Origin of the sequence: Rhodomicrobium vannielii ATCC 17100 (assembly GCF_000166055.1) — a bacterium.
Taxonomy (GTDB): Bacteria; Pseudomonadota; Alphaproteobacteria; order Rhizobiales; family Rhodomicrobiaceae; genus Rhodomicrobium; species Rhodomicrobium vannielii.
In genome coordinates this window covers 1205900-1225304 of the sequence record NC_014664.1, presented here as the reverse complement: position 1 = coordinate 1225304, position 19405 = coordinate 1205900, and the positions used below count along the sequence as shown (strand labels likewise).

Sequence of the window (19405 nt, the reverse complement as noted above, 5' to 3'; positions counted from 1 at the left end):
TCTTATTGTTGCGAAGCCACCATGTCGCGCCAGGCCTTATAGCCCTTTGCGCGAAGATCACAGGCTGGACACGCTCCGCATCCATAACCCCACTCGTGCCGGTGATCGCGAACGCCTTTGTAACAAGTGTGTGAATGTTCTGCAACGATATCCACAAGTGGATTGCCGCCGAGCGCGTGCGTCATGGCCCAGGTTTCGGCCTTGGTGCGCCACATGAGCGGCGTCACGATGCGAAATTGCTCGTCCGTGCCGAGGTTTATGGCCGACGCCAGCGTCTGTAGCGTTTCGTCTCGGCAGTCGGGGTAGCCGGAATAGTCGGTCTGGCACATGCCGCCGACGAGGTCGCGGATGCCGCGCCGATAGCCGAGCGCCGCCGCCAGTGTGAAGAACAGGAGATTGCGGCCCGGCACGAAAGTATTGGGCAGGCCGTTCGCGCCAAACGCGATTTCGGCGTCGGACGTCAGCGCCGTATCGCTCACCGCGCCCAGAATCGAAAGGTCGAGCACATGATCGGGACCGAGCCGCGCCGCCCATTCGGGCGATAGCGCCGCCAGGGCCTCGCGCAGCTTCGGGCGGCATTCGAGTTCGACGCTGTGGCGCTGGCCGTAGGAGAAGCCCAGCGTTTCGACTTGCGCGTAATTCGTCAACGCCCAGGCAAGACAGACGGCGGAATCCTGCCCGCCGGACAGAAGAACAAGACTTTTCGTCGCGCTTTCGGGTGTACCTGTCATGCTAACCGATTAAACCGCTTTAAGAGGGCGTGCGAGTCCTTTATGACAACCGCGAGTTTCCAGCCGGACGCAAGTCCGCTCACGCTTCCGTTTCCAGAGGTTTACATGACCGCCATTACTGACATCATCGGCCGCGAGATACTCGACAGCCGAGGCAATCCGACCGTCGAAGTGGACGTGATGCTCGAAGACGGCGCCGTTGGCCGCGCAGCCGTCCCATCGGGCGCGTCGACCGGCGCGCATGAGGCGAACGAGAAGCGCGACGGCGGCGCTCGTTATCTCGGCAAGGGCGTGCTTCAGGCCGTCGACGCGGTGAACGGCGAAATCTACGACGCGCTTCAGGGCTTCGACGCCGAGGACCAGCGCCGCATCGACCAGACGCTGATCGACCTCGACGGCACGGAGAACAAGAGCCGGCTCGGCGCGAACGCCATCCTCGGCGTGTCGCTTGCAGTCGCGAAGGCGGCCAGCATTGCAGCGGATGCGCCGCTGTATCGCTATCTCGGCGGTGTCAACGCCCGCGTGCTGCCCGTGCCGATGATGAACATCATCAATGGCGGCGCGCATGCCGACAATCCGATCGACTTTCAGGAGTTCATGATTTCGCCGCTCGGCGCGCCGACGCTTGCCGAAGCCGTGCGCTGGGGCGCGGAGGTGTTCCACACGCTGAAGAAGCTTCTGAAGGACGGCGGTCACAGCACCAACGTCGGCGACGAAGGCGGCTTCGCGCCGAACCTCAAGTCGGCCGACGAGGCGCTGACCTTCGTCGTGCGCGCCATCGAGAAGGCGGGCTACAAGCCGGGCGAGGAGATTGCCATCGCGCTCGATCCGGCCTCGACCGAGTTCTACAAGAACGGCAAGTATGAGCTGGCGGGCGAAGGCAAGAGCCTCGACGCGGGCCAGATGGTTGCGCTCTACCGCGACCTCGTTTCGCGCTATCCGATCATCTCCATCGAGGACGGCATGGCCGAGGACGACTGGGAGGGCTGGAAGGCGCTTACGGACGAAATCGGCGGCAAGGTGAACCTCGTCGGCGACGACCTGTTCGTGACGAACCCGAAGCGACTGCGCGAGGGCATCGCGAAGGGCGCGGGCAACGCGATCCTCGTGAAGGTGAACCAGATCGGCACGCTGTCCGAGGCGCTCGACGCCGTGGACATCGCCCAGCGCGCGAGCTTCAAGGCGGTCATCTCGCACCGCTCGGGCGAGACCGAGGACTCGACCATCGCCGACATCGCGGTGGCGACGAACGCTGGCCAGATCAAGACCGGCTCGCTGTCGCGTTCGGACCGCATCGCGAAGTACAATCAGCTCATCCGCATCGAGGAAGAGCTTGGCGATACGGCGGTGTTCGCGGGGCGGAGCATCCTGCGCGGCGCGCATTAATTCGATAAGTCGACGCAGCAGGTTTCGCGCCGATCAGACGAGACCTTGGCGATATAAAAAAAAGGCGGCCAATGGCCGCCTTTTTTTTATTTCTTCTCGGCAGGATCTTTTGACGCTGCCGGAGTATCGCCCTTGCCGTCGCCCTGCTCGGGGCCGTCCTCACCCGCCTGCTTGGCGTCGAAGCATGCGTAATATTTCGGCGCGTCGGTCTCCTTCGCCGCGCAATCGACGATCGGCTTCAGATCTTCGACATCGCCGTAATACATGTAAGTCGTGATCGCGTAGCGAACCTCGCCGCTGGGATCGGAGCCATAGCGGTCCATCTTGCCCTTCATGCTCGGCTCGATTTCGATCAGCGCGTTACGCAGCGCATCGCCTTCGATGAAATTATCCGGCAACTGGTCGAAGGGGCCGTCGAAATAATTGTTGAGCTGCGTATTGCCCATGAACACGCCGATGAGGATGCGGCGGTCGGCGAGTTTGTCCTTGTAGAACGCGAAACTCGTCCGATTGCCGACTGTCACGCCGGGTATAGTCGCGTCTTCATATTGATCGACCTTCGGCGCATCGTTCAGCACGTAGAGGAACGTCTTCGACGGCTTGTTGAACACGAGGTCGAACTTCACGCCGGACTCGTCCCATATCGGACCGATATAGGTTTCGTCGTCGCGAACAACGCCCGGCGCTGGCTTCGTCTTCGACAGGTCGGGCAATTCAAACGCGACAGTCTTCCCTTTGAACGTGACCGTGTAATGCAGCTTGTCGATCTGCTTCACGTCAACGCCGTCTTCCTTGCCAAGCTTCTTGTAAGCGGGATCGAGCGGTTTCCGCCAGAAGGCATATTCGGGGAAATAGGCGAAATGCACCTTGCCGTCGAACTGGTCCCACGCGTCAAAGCGGAGATTGCCCGCATAGACCATGCCTTTATAGGGGAACGTGAAATAGTAATAGCTCTCGGTCGGGTACACGACCGCTTTTTCGGGCAGCGCCTCGAACACGGACGCGAATACGGCATCGACATTGGTCATGTCGATCTCGGGCTCTTGCCGCGTCAGATCCTCGATGATCTGCTGGTTCGTGCGAAGCTTGAGCGTGGCAGCGTCAGCGGCGGCAAGGGGCGTCGCCAGAAGGATTGTGGGGAAAGCGAAGGCGAAAGCCTTGGAGAGGAATTGGCTGTAAGCCGTCATGATGAAGCATCTCTTTTTCTTTCTCGGCACGACTGGCTAACAATGCAATACGGCGAGCTGATGCGCGAATGGAAATCTGTCGTAAAATTAATGTTGATTGGAACTGATAGCTTTGAGTAGTGTTTTTCCGTATACTTACCAACGTAACGATCACGAGAGGGAATTTTCTCATGAAGGCATTTGCATTCGCGGCCGCCATTACGTTCGGCGCGCTGTTTGGACTTTCGGCCCAAGCCGCGCCGGCCTCGTCCGTGGCCCCGGTGCTTCAGGCCGAAGCCGTCGTGGCGGGCGCTACGGTGAAGGTGCAGCACTGGCGTTGGGGTTCGCGCGGCTATCACGGGCGCGACCGCAGCCATTGGCGCGCCGGGTCGCGCGGTCCGCGTTGGGGTGGCCCCGGCTTCCACAATCGCGCGCGCAGCCATTGGCGCTGGGGTTCGCGCCGCTAGTGCTCTGGCGCATACCAGGAGCACGAGCAATCAATTGGTTCTAGTGCGGTTTCGAATTTGCATTTGATGACGGTGCCACCAGCTGGCGTGAGTCAAATGTAAATTTCACTGCACTAGGGCGAGCAGTACCAAATGGGCGCATGTCTTGCGGTGCGTTCAATAGGCGCATGACGATCTGATGACCTGCGGTCGGGCTCCTCGCTTGGCCGCAGGTTTTATTTTGCGCGGTTCCGAGTAACGCGCGAGCGTTGCCGCCGCTCATGTTATTGATATTCCGTAAGAAAAAATAACATGTCTCGCGCTAAAGCGTCCAACAAGAATTCTGGCGAGGTTACGGTGCTTCTGTGACGGAAATCGCCGCTTTTCATAAAAAAAATGTCATGGTCGCGGGGGCTGGATTTCTTTTTTGCATACCATATACTCAGTGTGCCGAGAAAAGGAGCGTTTAAATAGGGTCTGTTAAAATGAAGAAATACGTCGTTGCGATTGCGGTCGCATGCACGGCTCTGTTTGGAGCGTCGGTGCAAGCTGCTCCCGTTTCTTCTCAAGCCTCGGTTATCCAGAGCGAAGTTGCGAAGGCCGACGCGGTGGTGAAGGTCCAGCACTGGCGTTGGGGTTCGGGCGGCTTTCATAATCGCGCCCGTAGCCATTGGCGCTGGGGTTCGCGCGGTCCTGGCTGGCGCGGTCCTGGCTGGCGCGGCCCGGGTTGGGGTCCGCGCCCGGGTTGGGGCCATGGCCCCCGTCACAGCCATTGGCGCTGGGGCTCGCGCTGGTAGCGCTACCCTGTTATCGCTTCGAACGGCCCTTTCGGGGGCCGTTTTCTTTTCGTGTCGGCGCGTTGAACTCCGCCGTTTGTTCGCTGCTGGTTGCGAAGCCGATCCGGGCCATCAAAGTTGATATCCCCGCACTTATCAACCGCCGGTAGGGCGGCGTTTGACAGCGAACGGCACTTGTGCAAGCTGACGCCAAGGCTTGTGCGCGGCCATGTAACCGCGCCTCAATCTCGCGCGGTTACATGTCGAAACGTCCACAAAATCGTCCGATCCATAAAAACTCGTTTTGGCTCATACGCCAGCTGTGGGCCGATCATATCAGGAACTATCTCTGGCGGCTGGTCGGCGCCTTCATTCTGATTTCGATCCTCGCGGGTGTGACGGGCCTCTATCCCATCGTCATCAAATATTCCTATGACCTGCTCGCGAAAGGCGAGATGAGCTATCTCTGGATCATCATGCTCGCCATGGTGGGGGTGACGGCGCTGAAGGGGCTGCTGGATTATCTGCAGGCGGTCTATACGAACCGAATCAGCATCACGCTTGGCCTCGACATGCAAAAGCGCCTCTATGCGCATCTCATGCAGGCCGATTTCAAGCGGTTGAGCAGCGAGTCGCCCGGAAACCTCGTCACGCGCGTCAATGGCGATCTCGTAACCGTACAAGGCGCCATCATGGCAGTGTTTACGGTCGCGATTCGCGATGTGCTCACCGTCTTCTCGCTCGTCGTCTCCATGCTCTATCTCGACTGGGTGATGACGGTCGTCATCTTGCTGTTCTATCCTCTCGCCGTTTTCCCCATCGCCCAAGTCGGGCGCATCGTGCGGAAATATGCCTCGCATGGCTGGGCGCAGATTGGCAACACAACCGCCGTGCTGATCGAGCATCTCTCATCGCTGCGGCTGATCAAGACTTACCGCCTCGAACAATACTCCTACAATCGCGTGAGCGACCAACTCGAAAGAGCGGTGGATTTTCAGCGCAAGACCGTCCGCGTCAAGGCGGCGCTGAACCCGATACTCGAAGTTTTCGGCGGGCTTGCCGTCGCGGGGGTCGTTGGGCTCGCCGCCTACCGGATCTCGCAGGATTCGAAGACGGTCGGCGATTTCACCGGCTTCATCGCGGCGCTTCTCATGGCGGCGCAACCGATCCGCTCTTTCGGCAACCTCAACAACCGTATTCAGGAAGGGCTTGCCGCGGCCGAGCGCTTCTATCAGGTGCTCACCGAGAAGCCGACCGTCGTCTCGCCGCCAGACGCCAAGCCGCTCACGCTCATTGGGGGCGGCCGGATCGAGTTCGAGAATGTCTCGTTCTCCTATAATAACGACGGTCGGAACGCGGTCCGGGATTTCTCGCTCACGATTGAACCGAACACGACAGTGGCGCTCGTCGGCAAGAGCGGTGCCGGCAAGTCTACGATTTTCAATCTCGTGCCGCGTCTCTACGATCCGCAGAGCGGCCGCATCCTGATCGACGGTCAGGACATCCAACAGGTGACGGTCGCATCGATTCGCGATCAGATGGCGCTCGTGAGCCAGGACATCACCCTGTTCGACGACACCGTCGCCGCCAATATCGCGCTCGGCAGGCTCGACGCGACGCACGAGGATATCGTAGCCGCCGCGAAGGCCGCCAACGCGCACGACTTCATCGAGCGGTTGCCCGAGGGATACGACGCTCGTCTGGGCGACCGGGGCATGCGTTTATCCGGCGGCCAGCGTCAGCGCGTGGCGCTCGCCCGCGCGATCCTGCGCGACGCACCCATCCTGCTGCTGGACGAGGCGACGAGCGCACTCGACGCCGAATCCGAGCGGCTCGTGCAGGAAGCTCTCGCCAAGTTCAGCGAGTCGCGCACCACCCTCGTCATCGCGCATCGCCTATCGACGGTGAAGAACGCTGACATGATTTGCGTGATGGAGGATGGCTTCATCACCGAGAAGGGCAGGCATGCCGAGCTTCTGGCGCGCGACGGTGCTTACGCTCAGTTCTGCAAGTCGCAGATGCTCACGCCGGAAGATCAAGACTATGCGAAGCACATCGCGGCATTGGGCGGAAAGCAGGCGAGGGCGTCGGAAGAGAGCGCGGCCTGATCGGCGCAATGAGGATTTGCGCGGTTGGCTGAATTGCGGCGTTGTTCCGCTGCGGGTTACAGCGTCGCCTTGAATTAGACGCGGCACAACGCTGTAGTCCTGTTGTCGATCGGCTTCCTTGCGTCAAATCGAGTCCGATTTGACGCAGCCTATCTGATACGACGCTCCGTTTCGTCGCGAAACCCTACTCATTTCGACCACCACGCATCTCACGGAGCGCTGCTTGCCGCTGCACCTGACGCGGGTTGAATGTGAGCCGACACGCTAGGTCAGACAAAAAGACGGTCGCGGAAGCCGCCGCCCCGCAGCCTCTATTCCCGCTGGAGGGCGCGGTTGACCACGAAATTCGCCCAGTGGCTCGGTTTGAAGCCGCGCTTGATCTCGCCGGGATCGTAACGCGTCTCGACCCACTCGAAGAAGGTCATCGGCTCTTCCGTGTTGTCGGCGAGGTAGCGCTCGAAGAGATAGTCGAGAACACCCGTCTCGGAACTTCGGATGTGCCCGAATTTGAGGCTGAGCTGCTTCGCGGCCTGCTCGATGGGCTGGCCCTCCTTCATATACATCAACAGCGCGCTCATCATCCCGGCGCGGTCCGCGCCCGACTTGCAGTGGAACAACACGGGATATTCGATCTCGTCGAAAAGCGCGCGCGCCTGCCGGATCACGTCGACGCGCGGCACCATTCGCGACTGGAGCTGAAAGTTGATCAGCCGAATGCCGTGGCGCTCGCAGGCCTCGGCTTCAAGCCGGTAGCTGCCGCAATCGCGCTCTCCACGCAGGTTGACAACGGTCTTGATGCCCCGCTTGGCGAGCCACGCGATATGCGCGGGACTTGGCTGCGCGGAACGCCAAACGCCCGGCGCGATCTGGTGACGGTTCGAATAGATCGAGCGGAAGAAATGGTGATCCATGAAGAACAGGTCGAAATAGTCGAGCACGTGGTTCGCTCGTCGCCTGATCCGTTCCGGCGCGCGCGCGTCGAGTTTATGCCGCCAAAGACGGTATCTGCCGCCTATTGCCTTGGAATAGGGCTTCAGCAAGCGCTTGACGGAGCGGAACGGATTGAAGGCCATGCAACCTGTGGCGTTGAGATTTCTCTGACTTTCGATATAGCCCGCTTCTGGGCGCGCGTCCAAGCGTCAAAAATTTATGCACATCGTGCGCGTCTTACGAGATAGGAGCTTTGAAAACGAAGAAGGCGCCGAGAGCGATAAAGCTGAACCCGATGACGTGATTGATCGTGAACCGTTCGCCGAGATAGGTGATCGCGAACACTGCGAAGACGATCAGCGTGATGACTTCCTGCATCGCCTTCAGTTCCGCGCCGGAATAGACCGTGCTTCCGATACGATTTGCTGGAACCGCGAGGCAATACTCGAAAAATGCGATGGACCAACTCACCAGGATCACGATCCAGAGCGGCCGGTCGGTAAATTTAAGGTGACCATACCAGGCGAAAGTCATGAAGACGTTGGAGGCGAGGAGCAGAAGAACAGGCAGGATATTCGCAGAGACCATCCGTATTGTCCTTTTCTTTTGCGCAGCCTCGCCTGGCGATGCGCACGCCTTTCCTGGTCGCCGCGCGTAAGGCCAGCGCGGCGCCGCATCAAGTCATAAGTCGATTCGAAGGCGGTCGATCCCGAGCAGGAGCCGAATGGGACGCAGATTTTGCGATATGCTCATGCTCAAGTAAACCGTGGGGCGCTTGCGAGAGTTCCTCGACGGCGCGCGTTAAAAGTCCGCCGAGATAGCGGACTCCGCTTGGGGTCGATGAGCTTACGCGCTTAACGATGCGATGGCGTCGACCTACGCCATCGCATGTTCGGCGCGCTTAGTGGTTGCCGATCGGGTAGTTCGGCGACTCGCGCGTGATCGTCACGTCGTGCGTGTGGCTCTCGCGCAGGCCCGCATTGGTGATCGGAATGAACTCCGCCTTCTCGTGGAGATCCTTGATCGTGCGCGTGCCGGTGTAGCCCATCGCCGCGCGAAGCCCGCCGACGAGTTGATGCAGCACGCTTCCGACCGGCCCCTTGTAGGGCACTTGCCCCTCGATGCCTTCCGGCACGAGCTTCAGCGTGTCGCTCACTTCCGCCTGGAAGTAACGGTCCGCCGAGCCGCGCGCCATCGCGCCGAGCGAGCCCATGCCGCGATACGCCTTGTAGGAGCGGCCCTGATAGAGATAGACCTCGCCGGGGCTTTCATCCGTGCCCGCGAGCAGCGAGCCGATCATCACCGACGATGCGCCCGAGGCGAGCGCCTTCGCGATGTCGCCGGAATATTTGATGCCGCCGTCCGCGATCACCGGGATGCCGTGCTTGTCGGCCGCCTCGGCGGCTTCCATCAGCGCGGTGAGCTGCGGCACGCCGACGCCTGCCACGATGCGGGTCGTGCAGATCGAGCCGGGCCCGATGCCAATCTTCACCGCGTCCGCGCCCGCGTCGATCAGCGCCTTGGTGCCTTCCGCCGTTGCGACGTTGCCCGCGATGATCTGCACCGAGTTCGTCTGCTTCTTGATGCGCGCCACGGCGTCGAGCACGCGCTGGGAATGGCCGTGCGCCGTGTCGATCACAAGCACGTCCACGCCAGCGTCGATGAGGATTTCGCTCCGCGCGAAGCCGTCTTCGCCGACCGATGACGCTGCCGCCACGCGAAGACGGCCCTGCTCGTCCTTGCTGGCGTAGGGGTAGCGCTCGGCCTTCTCGATGTCCTTCACCGTGATGAGGCCGATGCAGCGGTATTTGTCGTCGACAACGATCAGCTTTTCGATGCGGTATTTATGAAGCAGGAGCTTCGCCTCATCGCGCGGTATGCCGTCCCTCACCGTGATGAGGTCTTCCTTCGTCATCAGCTCGTGGATGGGCTGCGAGGGGTTGCTCGCGAAGCGCACGTCGCGGTTGGTGAGGATGCCGACGAGTTTGCCTTCGGGCGCGCCATTGCCGTTCGCGACGCCTTCGACCACCGGAATGCCGGAAATGCCGTGCGCCTTCATCAGTTCGAGCGCGTCCTTCAGCGTGGCGGTCGGCTCGATGGTGACGGGGTTCACCACCATGCCGCTCTCGAACTTCTTCACCTGGCGGATATGCTGCGCCTGTTCTTCCGGCTTGAGATTTCGGTGGATAACGCCGATGCCGCCGGCCTGCGCCATTGCGATGGCGAGCGGCCCCTCGGTCACGGTATCCATGGCGGAAGAGATGATCGGGATGGTGAGCTTGATTGTGGGCGTGAGGAAAGTCGTGACGTCCGTCTCGGAGGGCAGCACCTCGGAATGTCCGGGACGCAAAAGCACGTCGTCGAAGGTAAGCCCCGTCTTCTGCCGGATAATGGCCATCTATGAATCCTTGCGCGCCGGGGATCAGATCCGGCGCTGCCGTTTTGCGTGGAATTTCCTGCGGTTTAGCATCCCCGCGGCATTCTGTAAAATGGAGCGGCGCCTGTCATTTCCCAAGGCCATCGCGACCGCTGTCGCAAGAAGGCGCAACGCATCAATTCGCGATCACCGATATTCGTCTTTGGACGGCTTCAAGACGGTTGAGATCGGCCAAGACAGAGCATATGTTTTCGTTATGACTGTAAATCCGATGGATGAAAGGAAAAAAGTTGCATGGAACTCCACAAGCTCACGGATGATCTCGACGTCGCGGGCCAGATCGAGCCGTCGGATATTCCCGAAATCGCGTCGAAAGGGATAAAGACGATCATCTGCAACCGCCCGGACAACGAGTCGCCCGGTCAGCCGACCTTCGGCGAAATCGACAAAATCGCCCAGGAGAACGGCATCAAGACGATCTATCACCCGATCCGCGCGGCCAACGCGATCAGCGACGCCGATGCCGAGATCTTTGAAAAGGAACTGGCCGAGGCGGAGAAACCCGTGCTCGCTTTCTGTCGCTCCGGCACGCGAAGTACTTTCATATGGTCGCTCTCGCAGGCGGGCAAAATTCCCGCGCAGCAGATCGCGCTGACGGCCATGCGCGCCGGATACGACATCAGCCCGGTCTATCAGCGCCTCGAAAAGTAGGTTCCGAGAAGCGGGGGCACAGAGACGGGGCTTCGGCCCCGATCCGCGCCAGATGGCCGCCTTTTGCGCGGTGGCTGCGTCCTGAAAGAGCGCTATATAAAGCTGACCGCATCGCAAAGGGAGGTACGCCGTGATCTGTGAGGCCTGTTTAGGGATCTATCTGCTTACGACCGCAACTCCGCCCGACCTGGCGCGTCCGTCCGACATTCATTTCGTCGCGGAGAAGAGCGCTTCCATCCCCGCGAGACCGCTAACGAAGACACTCTCCGTCGCGCCGCAAATCCGCCTGGACGACATCCCGGCCTACGCCGCGCAAGGCATTACCACCATCATCTCGAACCGGCCCGATGGCGAGGCCCCCGATCAACCGACATTCGCCGAAATAAAGAAGGCCGCCGAGGCAAACGGCATGACGGCCATCCATATCCCCATCACAAGCCCGAGCGCGATCACGGATGCGGACGCAGCGGCTTTCGGCAAGGCGCTCGATGAAAGCAAAGGCAAGACGCTGGCTTTCTGCCGTTCCGGCACACGCGCCACGCTCCTTTGGTCCCTTTCCCAGGCTGGGAAGCGTTCCGCTCAGGACATCGTGCAAACGGCGGCTGAAGCGGGCTACGACGTCAGCCCGATCCTGACGCGTCTGGAGAAGTGAGGGACATGCGGGCGGAAAAGGGCGCGCCTCCGGTTTTCGACGAGGGCTTTCGCTCAGCGCTTGAGGATCTCATTGTGTGGCGGCGCGATGTGCGGCGCTTCCGGACCGACCCGCTCCCCGATGGCGCGGTGGAGCGCCTGTTGCGCCTCGCCTGTCTTGCGCCGTCCGTCGGCCTCAGCGAGCCGTGGCGCTTCGTACTCGTGGAAAGCGCCGAGAAGCGCAGGCTGATCGCCGCCAACTTCGAGGACGCGAACGCTGAGGCGCTGTCGTCCTACACGGGCCAAAGCGCGTCGCTTTATGCCTCGCTGAAGCTTGAGGGCATTCGCGAGGCCCCCGTGCAACTCGCCGCCTTCGCCGAGCCGGACCCGGGGAAGGGCCGCACCGTGGGACGTCGCACCATGCCGGAAACGGTCGCGTATTCGGTCGTCAGCGCGATGCATACGCTGTGGCTCGCCGCGCGCGCCGAAGGCATCGGCATGGGATGGGTGTCGATCCTCGATCCCGTCCGCGTGGCGCGCGACCTCGACGTGCCGCCGCACTGGCAGTTCATCGGCTATTTCTGCATCGGCTACCCGCTGGAAGAGGCGAGCACACCCGAACTTGAGCGCGTGAATTGGGAACGCCGCAGCGACCCGGCCACCGTCGTCATTCGGCGCTAAGCTGTTTAGTCCCGGCATTTGATGGATTGGATCGATCTTGAATCTTTCCGGCTCATTCGTCCAGCATTTACAGATGAACTCATAAGGCGTGAGGCCTTTGAGGGTCTTTAGTCGGCGAGCAAAGTTATAGGCGTTGATGAAGTCCGATAGATGGGTTTCGAGCTGCTCGTGACGGTCGTAGTGATAGCGTTTGACCGTCGCCTCCTTGATCGTCCGGTTCATTCGCTCGACCTGGCCGTTTGTCCAGGGATGCTTGACCTTGGTGAGGCGGTGCTCAATGCCGTTCTCGCTGCATCGCATGTCAAACATGTGCGTCATGTATCTGGCCGTTGGTCCATCGCATAACGCGGCGGAAACGTGAACTGGATGCCGTTGTCGGTGAGCACCGTGTGAATCTTGTAGGGAACTGCCTCTATCAGGGCGACGAGGAAGGCTGAAGCGGACGTCCTGCCGGTCTTTTTGACGAGTTGCACGAAGGCGAATTTGCTCGTGCGGTCAATGGCGACGTAGAGATAGAGCTTGCCTTCGGCCGTCTGCACTTCGGCTATGTCGACATGAAAATAGCCGATCGGATAGGACTTGAACTTCTTCCTGGCGGGCTTGTCGCCTTCGACGTCCGGCAGCCGAGAAATACCGTGGCGTTGAAGACAGCGATGCAGCGACGAGCGAGTCAGATGCGGTATCGTCGCCTGTAGCGCATAGAGGCAATCGTCGAGCGGCAAGAGCGTATGCTTGCGGAAGGCGACGATTATCGCCTCTTCCTCGACCGACAGAACCGTGGATTTCGGCTCTTTCGGTCCAGTCGGCACATCGGCGACGGATGAGCGCTTCTTCCATTTCGAGACCGTCTTCGTGTTGATGCCGTAGCGCTTGGCCAGGGCCCTCAAGCTCTCTTGACTATGCTGTATCGCTCGACGGACCGCCTCAGTCGTTGTGGCGCTCCCATGAAGAATTTGTCCCATAGCGCATCCTTCCAGCCGAGGGAGAATAATGCACCATCAAAATCTGGGATTAAACATCTAAGTGAGGTGAACATTGCCCCACACCCCGCACCTGCCTCCTTAGGACAGCATAATCTGCAAGCCATTCAACGATAACGCTGCCCTTCGGTAGCCCTTCGACCTCTTCAGCCACCCGCTGCTGCTCTTCACGGCCGTAGTCGACGACAGGTGGACAGACGGCTGTTGGCCGCCGTTCAGAACTCACCGTCGCGCAGCCGCGGCTTTCCGGCCCTCGTCTCTTTTCGCCGGCGATCGCGGCCCGTTCGTCTATCGCGGACGCAGGACGCTGAAGGATGGCCGACCAGCAATCGTGCTCCGGCAAGGCGACAGCTATATCGTCAAGCCCGTCACCCTGCACGAAGCAGAGGCGTTCGCGAAGGTTGCGCGCGGAGCCACATTGCATAGGCTCGAACACGTGACCGACAGGGAGCAAGGAAGGGGGCGATCATGATGGTGTGCCTAGCTATTCAGTCTCGGCTTGTAATGTATCGGTAACGCCATCACAGCGGGAGGAACTATGCGCCGGTTCTCCACGGGTGGCGCCAGGAGTACGCACGCCGTTCGAGCGGAACTACAGGGATCGGGAAGCTCCGGTCGCGGAACTCGCAAGGCGCTGCGGGCTCAACGAGAAGACCGTAAGAAAGTGGCGTGCGTGCAGTTCCGTCGAAGATCGGCCGATGGGGCCGAAGGAACGCCGCAGCACGGTGTTGTCGCCGATGAAAGAGGCTGCGATCGTCGCCCTGCGTGTGCAGGCGAGGCTGCCGCTCGACGATGTCTTCGTGGCCCTGAAAGACGTCATCCCGCATCTGACGCGCTCTTCGCTGCACCGCTGTCTGCAGCGCCACGGCATCTCGCGGCTGCCCAAGGCCGAATCGTGAAAACCCGAAGCAATTCAGGGCCTACGATATCGGTTACTTCCACATCGACATCGCCGAGCTTCGCTACGAAGGCGGCAAGGGCTTCCTGTTCGTCGCCGTCGACCGCACCTCGAAGCTCGTGTTCGCCCGCATCTATCGCAAGGCGACCAGGCTCGCGGCTGCAGCCTTCCTCAAGGTGCTCGTCGCGGCCGTTCCCTACAAGGTGCACACTGTGCTCACAGGAGCGAAGGTTTATCCTGAGCACAAGCGCTCAGGTTCGGCGTACAGTTCGTCCAGCGCGACAGGTCCGGCGACTTCGTCGCTCACGTCTTCGGCAGGGTCTGCGACGAGCATGGCATCGAACACCGGCTCACCCTACCATCCCTGGACGAACGGTCAGGCCGAACGCATGGTGCGAACCATCAAGGACGGGACGACGAGAACCTTCCATTATGGCTCGATCGACGATCTCCGCCGTCACGTCCGGGACTGGCTGTCGGCCTATAACTTTGCCAAGCAACTCAGGGCCTTACGCTTCCGAACACCCTTCGAGGCTATCCGGAAACTCAGCGAGGAAAAGCCAGACCTCTTCACCCGAAAGCCAGACCATCACAGCATGGAACTGAACAGCTAGGATTAACCTGCAATGAATATTGCAATTTGTCAGACGATTATAGCCGATATGCGCCGCCGCCGGGAACACTGGCGGCGGCTTGTGTTTTAAGGATGACGGTCGCTGACCGGCGATGGGCGTTGACCTTGCGAGCCTGTCACATGCTGCAACTCAACGTATGCGCAGAGTGAGTAACGTGTCGAAAATTATTGCGACTATCGATAAACGCGCCGTTCTTGTGCGCGCCCCCTTCTTTGCACTCCTTTGGTGGATCATGACTGGCGGCGACGTTGCTTCATGGCTGGTGGGCGCCCCAATAGTGTTGGTAGCGACGCTGACGAGTGCGTCGATGTTATCGTCGTCTTCATGGTCCCTGAAGGGAGTCTTCAGCTTCGCTGCATTCTTCGTTTGGCAATCGCTCCGGGGCGGCACCGATGTGGCGCTTCGAGCCATCGATCCACGTCTGCCCATCTCACCGGAGGTCATCGAATTTCCGCTTCGCGTGCCTCCGGGTTTGCTACGAGTGATCCTAGCCAATAGTGCATGTTTGCTGCCTGGCACGCTAAGTGTTGATCTGGAAGGGGAGGTGTTGAAGGTCCACGTTCTGGATGGCGATAGCAATCCTATGGCCGAACTCAAGAATCTGGAGTGGAGGGTAATACAAATGGGCGGTGCTTCTCTGCGCCTGCAAGTAGACAGCGACCGATGAAGGGCTTCCGATGAAAGGCTTCAAGAAGATTCTCTGCGTGGCGGACCAAGAAAAGGGCAGTGACACGGCGCTGCAGCGGGCGGTGAAATTGGCCGAGAACAACAAGGCGAGCTTGACCGTCGTGGATGTGATGCCCCGTTCGGGCCGCGTCTTGCAGGATGTGCTGGCGACGATGGTGGACGAGCGCGAAAAGCGGCTGGCGCGCCTCATTCAACCGCATCGCGACGGCCTTGATATCGAGACGAAATTACTGAAGGGGATCGCCTTTCTGGAGGTGATTCGCGAGGTGTTGCGCAGCCGGCATGATCTCGTCATCAAATGCCACAATTCGCCCGGCTGGGTCGACCGGCTGCTCTCCAGCGAGGATATATCCTTGTTGCGTGAATGTCCTTGCCCTGTATGGCTCATAAAACCTGATGAAGCATCCAGTGCCGCCAAACGCATCCTTGCAGCGGTCGACGTCGACGATGACTATCCCTCGTCCGAACTGGCAACACGGCATGCTCTCAATGTGCGGGTCATGGAACTGGCCGTCTCTCTTGCCCTATCGGAGGCCGCGGAACTGCAAGTGGTGCATGCCTGGCAGGTCGCGGAAGAAAGCTCCCTGCGCGACAGCAATTTGCTGAAGACGCCGGAAGGTCAGGTCGATGATTTCGTCGAGCACATCCGGGAACGTCATGCTCGATTGCTGGACACCTTTCTGAAGGGCTTCGACGCGAATCCAGCGCTGCATCTCACGGTGCATACGCCAAAAGGAGCGGCGAGCAAGGAGATACCCGAGCTTGCCGAACGGCTCAGGATCGACTGCATCGTCATGGGCACGGTGGCGCGCACCGGGATTCGCGGGTTCATCATGGGCAATACGGCTGAAAGCGTTCTCGAGCAAGTCGATTGCTCGGTCCTCGCGATAAAGCCGCCGGGTTTCGAGACGCCGGTCGCGCTGGAAAATTGATCAGATATGCAGGCACTTTACGATTCCCTAGCGTTCTTCCTGTTGCTGAATCTCGGGGCAGGGATGTGGCGCGTATTTCAAGGACCGACCGCAGCCGATCGCATGCTTGCCGCGCAACTGTTCGGTACTCACGCGGTGGCGATATTGATCTTGCTCGCCGCATCGGGATCGGCACCGGCACTCTTTGACATCGCACTTGTTTTCGCCCTTTTGGCCGCGATGACGGCAGTCGCGTTTGTCCGCATGGCATGGTCCGGCACGGAGGATGAGAATGACCGTGTTTGATTACCTCTCGGCTGCGCTTCTCATTTTCGGCGGCGGCTTTTTTTTCGCCGGTACAGTCGGCCTACTGCGTTTTCCCGACGTTTACACCCGGCTGCATGCCTTGACCAAGGCTGACAATGTCGGTTTGGGGCTGATCGTCTCCGGTCTGGCGATCCAGGCGGTATCCTGGGCTATCGCCGCAAAACTCCTGGCTATCTGGCTGCTGGTGCTGATGTCCGGGGCCTGCGTAGCCCATTTGGTGGCGAGAGCCGCATTGCGCAGAGGGATCAGTCCATGGAGGCGGTGACGCTGGTGAACTGGGCCTTCGATGGGGTGCTTGCTGTCAGTCTGCTATTGCTCGCCTGGCAAGCCTTGGCCTCTTTCGACCTTTTCAAGGCCTGTGCGCTGTTTGTCATCTTCGGCGTCTTCATGGCCATCGCCTGGGTAAGGCTCAATGCACCGGACGTTGGACTGGCTGAGGCCACGATCGGCGCCGGCATCACGGGAACACTGCTGATGTCGGCTCTGTCGCGGCTGAGCGGTCCCGGCGTGTCGGTTGCAAGCGGGACTGGCGGCGGCTCAAGCAGCGATGTCACGCAACGAGGCAATGGCAATCGCCCGCCGGGTGAACCCGAGACGCTGCTCGGGAAGTATGTGCCGCTGTTGCTTGTGTCGGCGCTCGCCATAGGCCTCGGTTATGTCGTGCTGTCGCTTCCCCCGCAGGCGTCGGGCCTGCATCCTGAAGTCGCCGGTCGGATGGAAAGCAGCGGCGTTGAACATCCGGTCACGGGCGTTTTGCTCAACTTTCGTGGCTATGACACCCTGCTGGAACTTGTGGTGCTGTTATCGGCGCTGCTTGGCGCATGGTCGCTAGGCGGATTGCGAACCGCGAATTTCGAGCGGGCGCCGGACTCCGTGCTCGACATCCTGACCCGCTCGCTGACGCCCGTGTCGATTGTTGTCGCGGGATATCTGCTTTGGGTCGGTACGGGTGCGCCCGGCGGGGCGTTCCAGGCCGGAGCTGTTCTGGGAGCGGCAAGCATCTTGTTATTGCTGTCGGGTTGGCAACTGCCGCGCCACCTCGCCAAAGCGCCGTTTCGCATTGCACTCGTGATGGGCGTCGTCGTCTTCCTCGCTGTCGCCGTGCTGGTCATGGCGGGTGGCCGCTCGCTGCTGGAATACCCACCAGCAAACGCCGGCATGTTGATCCTGGTCATCGAGATATTCGCTTCGGTCTCCATCGGCGCGACGCTGGTAGGCTTTTTCCTGGGCGCCGATCCGGCTGACGAGCAAAAGCAATGAGCCTTGCGTTCCTTTATGCGCTGTCAGGCGTGGGCTTATTCTGCCTCGGGTTTCACGCGCTGATCGTTCGCCGCCATTTGTTGCGCAAGATCCTGGCGATCAACGTGATGGGCAGCGGCATCTTTCTACTTTTCGTCGCGCTGGGAAGGCGAGGACTTGACGTTCCGACCGACCCTGTGCCGCAAGCCATGGTGATTACCGGAATCGTCGTCGCGGTTTCGAACACCGCCCTCGCGCTCAGCCTGATGCTGAGGGTGTACGCCTCCTCCGAACGAGCCGAACCGCCCGCTCGGGATGGGGGCTGAGGCGCATGGATGCGATTGTTTCTCAGGTTCCCTGGGCGCCCCTGCTCATAGTGTTACCGCTGGCGGCTGCCATCGCCAGCTTCCTGCTGCCGAGTTTTGCACGGACGTTGGGGCTTTCGCTGTCGCTAGCCTATGCGCTGGCGGTAATAGGGCTCGGCTGGCAGCTTGTCGACCGTGGCAGCACCCGTTATCCGGTAGGCGGCTGGGGCGCGCCGCTCGGTATCGATCTATACGCCGACGGATTGAGCTTGCTCATGCTGGGCACCACGGCGGTGGTAGGTGCGGGCATCACCCTTTACGCCAGCGCTTATTTCAAGGGCGCGTATGCCGCGCGGTTTTGGCCGCAATGGCATTTTCTGCTCACGGCGCTGAGCGCGCTTTTCCTTTCCGGCGACCTGTTCAACATTTACGTCTCGCTGGAACTGATCGGGTTGCCTGCAGTCGCTTTGACTGCGTTGCAAGGCGATCGCGAAGCCTTGACCGGGGCCATGCGCTATTTGCTGGCCGCGCTGCTTGGATCGCTCGTCTATCTCTCGGGCGTGGCGCTGCTTTATCATAGCTACGGCACCGTCGATATCGCCCTTCTTTCCGAGCGCGTGGCGTCATCACCCGTTACGTGGGCAGCTTTCGGCCTTCTTATCGCCGGGCTGATGTTGAAGACTGCGCTTTTTCCGCTGCATTTCTGGTTGCCCCCAGCGCATGCCAGCGCGCCAGCACCTGTGAGCGCACTTTTGTCGGCGCTGGTGGTAAAGGCCTCCCTCTACGTAATAGTGCGGCTCTGGCTGGAGATGATATCAGGGATATCCGGCGGCCTCGCCGTAGTTTTCGGCGTGCTTGGGGCCGGGGCGATCCTGTGGGGATCGGCGCAAGCACTACGTCAAGAGCGGCTGAAGCTGCTGATCGCCTACTCAACCGTCGCTCAGATCGGTTACATGTTCCTCGCCTTTCCGCTGGCCGCCGCCGCAGGCGTGACCGCGTGGAACGCTCTAGCCTGCCTGATCCTTTCCCATGCCCTTGCCAAGGCAGCGATGTTTCTTGCCGCCGGCAATCTGATGAAGGTCGGCGGTCACGACCGCATCGCCGATCTCGATCGCGTGGTGCAGCGCCTGCCGCTCAGTGTCGGCGCGTTTGCGCTGGCGGGCGTCAGCATCATGGGGCTTCCACCGAGCGGCGGCTTCATCGGCAAATGGCTGCTGTTGCAGGCGGCGGTGTCTCAGGCGCTTTGGGCTTATGTCGTGGTGATCATAATCGGCGGGGTGTTGGCTGCGGGGTATGTCTTCAAGGTGTTGGGCCACGCTTTCACCAGGGGCGAGGAGCCGGGCGAAGTGGCAACCGTGCCCGCGACGATGGAGTGGGCTGCGATGCTGCTTGCTTCCGGCGCCATTCTGATGGGCTTCCTGGCATTGCCGCTTTTGGAGCTGGTCGGAACGGGGCATCTCTTCAAGGGCGGAGGATGACGC

Annotated in this window: 18 protein-coding genes and 2 pseudogenes; 14 read left to right on the top strand and 6 right to left on the bottom strand. The window is 60.6% G+C overall.

Going from position 1 to position 19405, the window contains the following annotated elements:
- Positions 1-2: 2 nt before the first annotated feature.
- The gene (queC, locus tag RVAN_RS05590; protein WP_013418785.1) at positions 3-731 is read right to left on the bottom strand and encodes a 7-cyano-7-deazaguanine synthase QueC; all 729 of its coding nucleotides are present in this window, start codon (positions 729-731) and stop codon (positions 3-5) included.
- Positions 732-836: 105 nt separating this feature from the next.
- Between queC and eno the strand changes: the two genes are divergently transcribed.
- Positions 837-2117, top strand: a complete 1281-nt coding sequence (gene eno / locus RVAN_RS05585; RefSeq protein WP_037233320.1) for a phosphopyruvate hydratase — start codon at positions 837-839, stop codon at positions 2115-2117.
- Between the two features lie 86 nt (positions 2118-2203).
- On the opposite strand, the gene RVAN_RS05580 is transcribed toward eno, so the two are convergent.
- On the bottom strand, positions 2204-3304 hold the full coding sequence (locus RVAN_RS05580) for a hypothetical protein (protein WP_013418783.1): 1101 nt from the start codon (positions 3302-3304) through the stop codon (positions 2204-2206).
- A gap of 170 nt (positions 3305-3474) precedes the next feature.
- Between RVAN_RS05580 and RVAN_RS05575 the strand changes: the two genes are divergently transcribed.
- Together RVAN_RS05575 and RVAN_RS05570 are read left to right on the top strand one after the other, a co-directional pair.
- On the top strand, positions 3475-3750 hold the full coding sequence (locus tag RVAN_RS05575; protein ID WP_013418782.1) for a hypothetical protein: 276 nt from the start codon (positions 3475-3477) through the stop codon (positions 3748-3750).
- Between the two features lie 1015 nt (positions 3751-4765).
- On the top strand, positions 4766-6613 hold the full coding sequence (locus tag RVAN_RS05570) for an ABC transporter ATP-binding protein (protein ID WP_013418780.1): 1848 nt from the start codon (positions 4766-4768) through the stop codon (positions 6611-6613).
- Between the two features lie 311 nt (positions 6614-6924).
- Here RVAN_RS05570 and RVAN_RS05565 read toward each other — a convergent pair whose 3' ends face one another.
- From RVAN_RS05565 to guaB, 3 genes are all read right to left on the bottom strand, one after another.
- The gene (locus RVAN_RS05565; protein ID WP_013418779.1) at positions 6925-7686 is read right to left on the bottom strand and encodes a fused DSP-PTPase phosphatase/NAD kinase-like protein; all 762 of its coding nucleotides are present in this window, start codon (positions 7684-7686) and stop codon (positions 6925-6927) included.
- Positions 7687-7780: 94 nt separating this feature from the next.
- Entirely contained in the window at positions 7781-8131 is a 351-nt protein-coding gene (locus tag RVAN_RS05560) for a DMT family protein (protein WP_013418778.1), read from the bottom strand.
- Positions 8132-8444: 313 nt separating this feature from the next.
- Positions 8445-9941 (bottom strand): IMP dehydrogenase, encoded by a 1497-nt coding sequence (guaB, locus tag RVAN_RS05555; protein WP_013418777.1) that lies wholly within the window; start codon positions 9939-9941, stop codon positions 8445-8447.
- 273 nt (positions 9942-10214) lie between these two features.
- Here guaB and RVAN_RS05550 point away from each other — a divergent pair, with 273 nt between their 5' ends.
- The 3 genes from RVAN_RS05550 (at position 10215) to bluB (ending at position 11942) form a co-directional block, all read left to right on the top strand.
- Positions 10215-10631 carry a TIGR01244 family sulfur transferase gene (locus RVAN_RS05550; protein WP_013418776.1) on the top strand — a complete coding sequence of 139 codons (417 nt, stop codon included), beginning with the start codon at positions 10215-10217 and terminating at the stop codon, positions 10629-10631.
- A gap of 130 nt (positions 10632-10761) precedes the next feature.
- Positions 10762-11283, top strand: coding sequence for a TIGR01244 family sulfur transferase (locus RVAN_RS05545; protein ID WP_013418775.1), 522 nt, complete (start codon positions 10762-10764; stop codon positions 11281-11283).
- Positions 11284-11288: 5 nt separating this feature from the next.
- Positions 11289-11942, top strand: coding sequence for a 5,6-dimethylbenzimidazole synthase (bluB, locus tag RVAN_RS05540; RefSeq protein ID WP_013418774.1), 654 nt, complete (start codon positions 11289-11291; stop codon positions 11940-11942).
- 3 nt (positions 11943-11945) lie between these two features.
- Here bluB and RVAN_RS05535 read toward each other — a convergent pair.
- Positions 11946-12904: pseudogene (locus RVAN_RS05535) on the bottom strand (IS481 family transposase); the annotation flags it as partial.
- Between the two features lie 556 nt (positions 12905-13460).
- On the opposite strand from RVAN_RS05535, the pseudogene RVAN_RS18715 reads away from it, so the two are divergent.
- The 8 genes and pseudogenes from RVAN_RS18715 to RVAN_RS05485 all read left to right on the top strand — a co-directional run bounded on the left by RVAN_RS18715 (position 13461) and on the right by RVAN_RS05485 (position 19402).
- Positions 13461-14434: pseudogene (locus tag RVAN_RS18715) on the top strand (IS481 family transposase).
- A 175-nt stretch (positions 14435-14609) separates the two neighbouring features.
- A complete protein-coding gene (locus tag RVAN_RS05515) occupies positions 14610-15122 on the top strand; it encodes a Na+/H+ antiporter subunit E (RefSeq protein ID WP_169309518.1) in 513 nt (170 codons plus the stop codon).
- Positions 15123-15132: 10 nt separating this feature from the next.
- Positions 15133-16074 carry a universal stress protein gene (locus tag RVAN_RS05510; RefSeq protein WP_013418771.1) on the top strand — a complete coding sequence of 314 codons (942 nt, stop codon included), beginning with the start codon at positions 15133-15135 and terminating at the stop codon, positions 16072-16074.
- Between the two features lie 6 nt (positions 16075-16080).
- On the top strand, positions 16081-16359 hold the full coding sequence (locus RVAN_RS05505; RefSeq protein WP_013418770.1) for a monovalent cation/H+ antiporter complex subunit F: 279 nt from the start codon (positions 16081-16083) through the stop codon (positions 16357-16359).
- Positions 16346-16645, top strand: a complete 300-nt coding sequence (gene mnhG, locus RVAN_RS05500) for a monovalent cation/H(+) antiporter subunit G (RefSeq protein ID WP_013418769.1) — start codon at positions 16346-16348, stop codon at positions 16643-16645. Before RVAN_RS05505 ends, mnhG begins: the two co-directional genes overlap by 14 nt.
- The gene (locus RVAN_RS05495; protein WP_013418768.1) at positions 16633-17640 is read left to right on the top strand and encodes a hydrogenase subunit MbhD domain-containing protein; all 1008 of its coding nucleotides are present in this window, start codon (positions 16633-16635) and stop codon (positions 17638-17640) included. The genes mnhG and RVAN_RS05495 overlap by 13 nt, the downstream gene beginning before the upstream one ends.
- Complete coding sequence (locus RVAN_RS05490; protein ID WP_013418767.1) at positions 17637-17945, top strand: sodium:proton antiporter; 309 nt, start codon at positions 17637-17639, stop codon at positions 17943-17945. Before RVAN_RS05495 ends, RVAN_RS05490 begins: the two co-directional genes overlap by 4 nt.
- A 5-nt stretch (positions 17946-17950) precedes the next feature.
- Positions 17951-19402 carry a complex I subunit 5 family protein gene (locus RVAN_RS05485; protein ID WP_013418766.1) on the top strand — a complete coding sequence of 484 codons (1452 nt, stop codon included), beginning with the start codon at positions 17951-17953 and terminating at the stop codon, positions 19400-19402.
- The last annotated feature ends 3 nt before the right edge of the window (positions 19403-19405 follow it).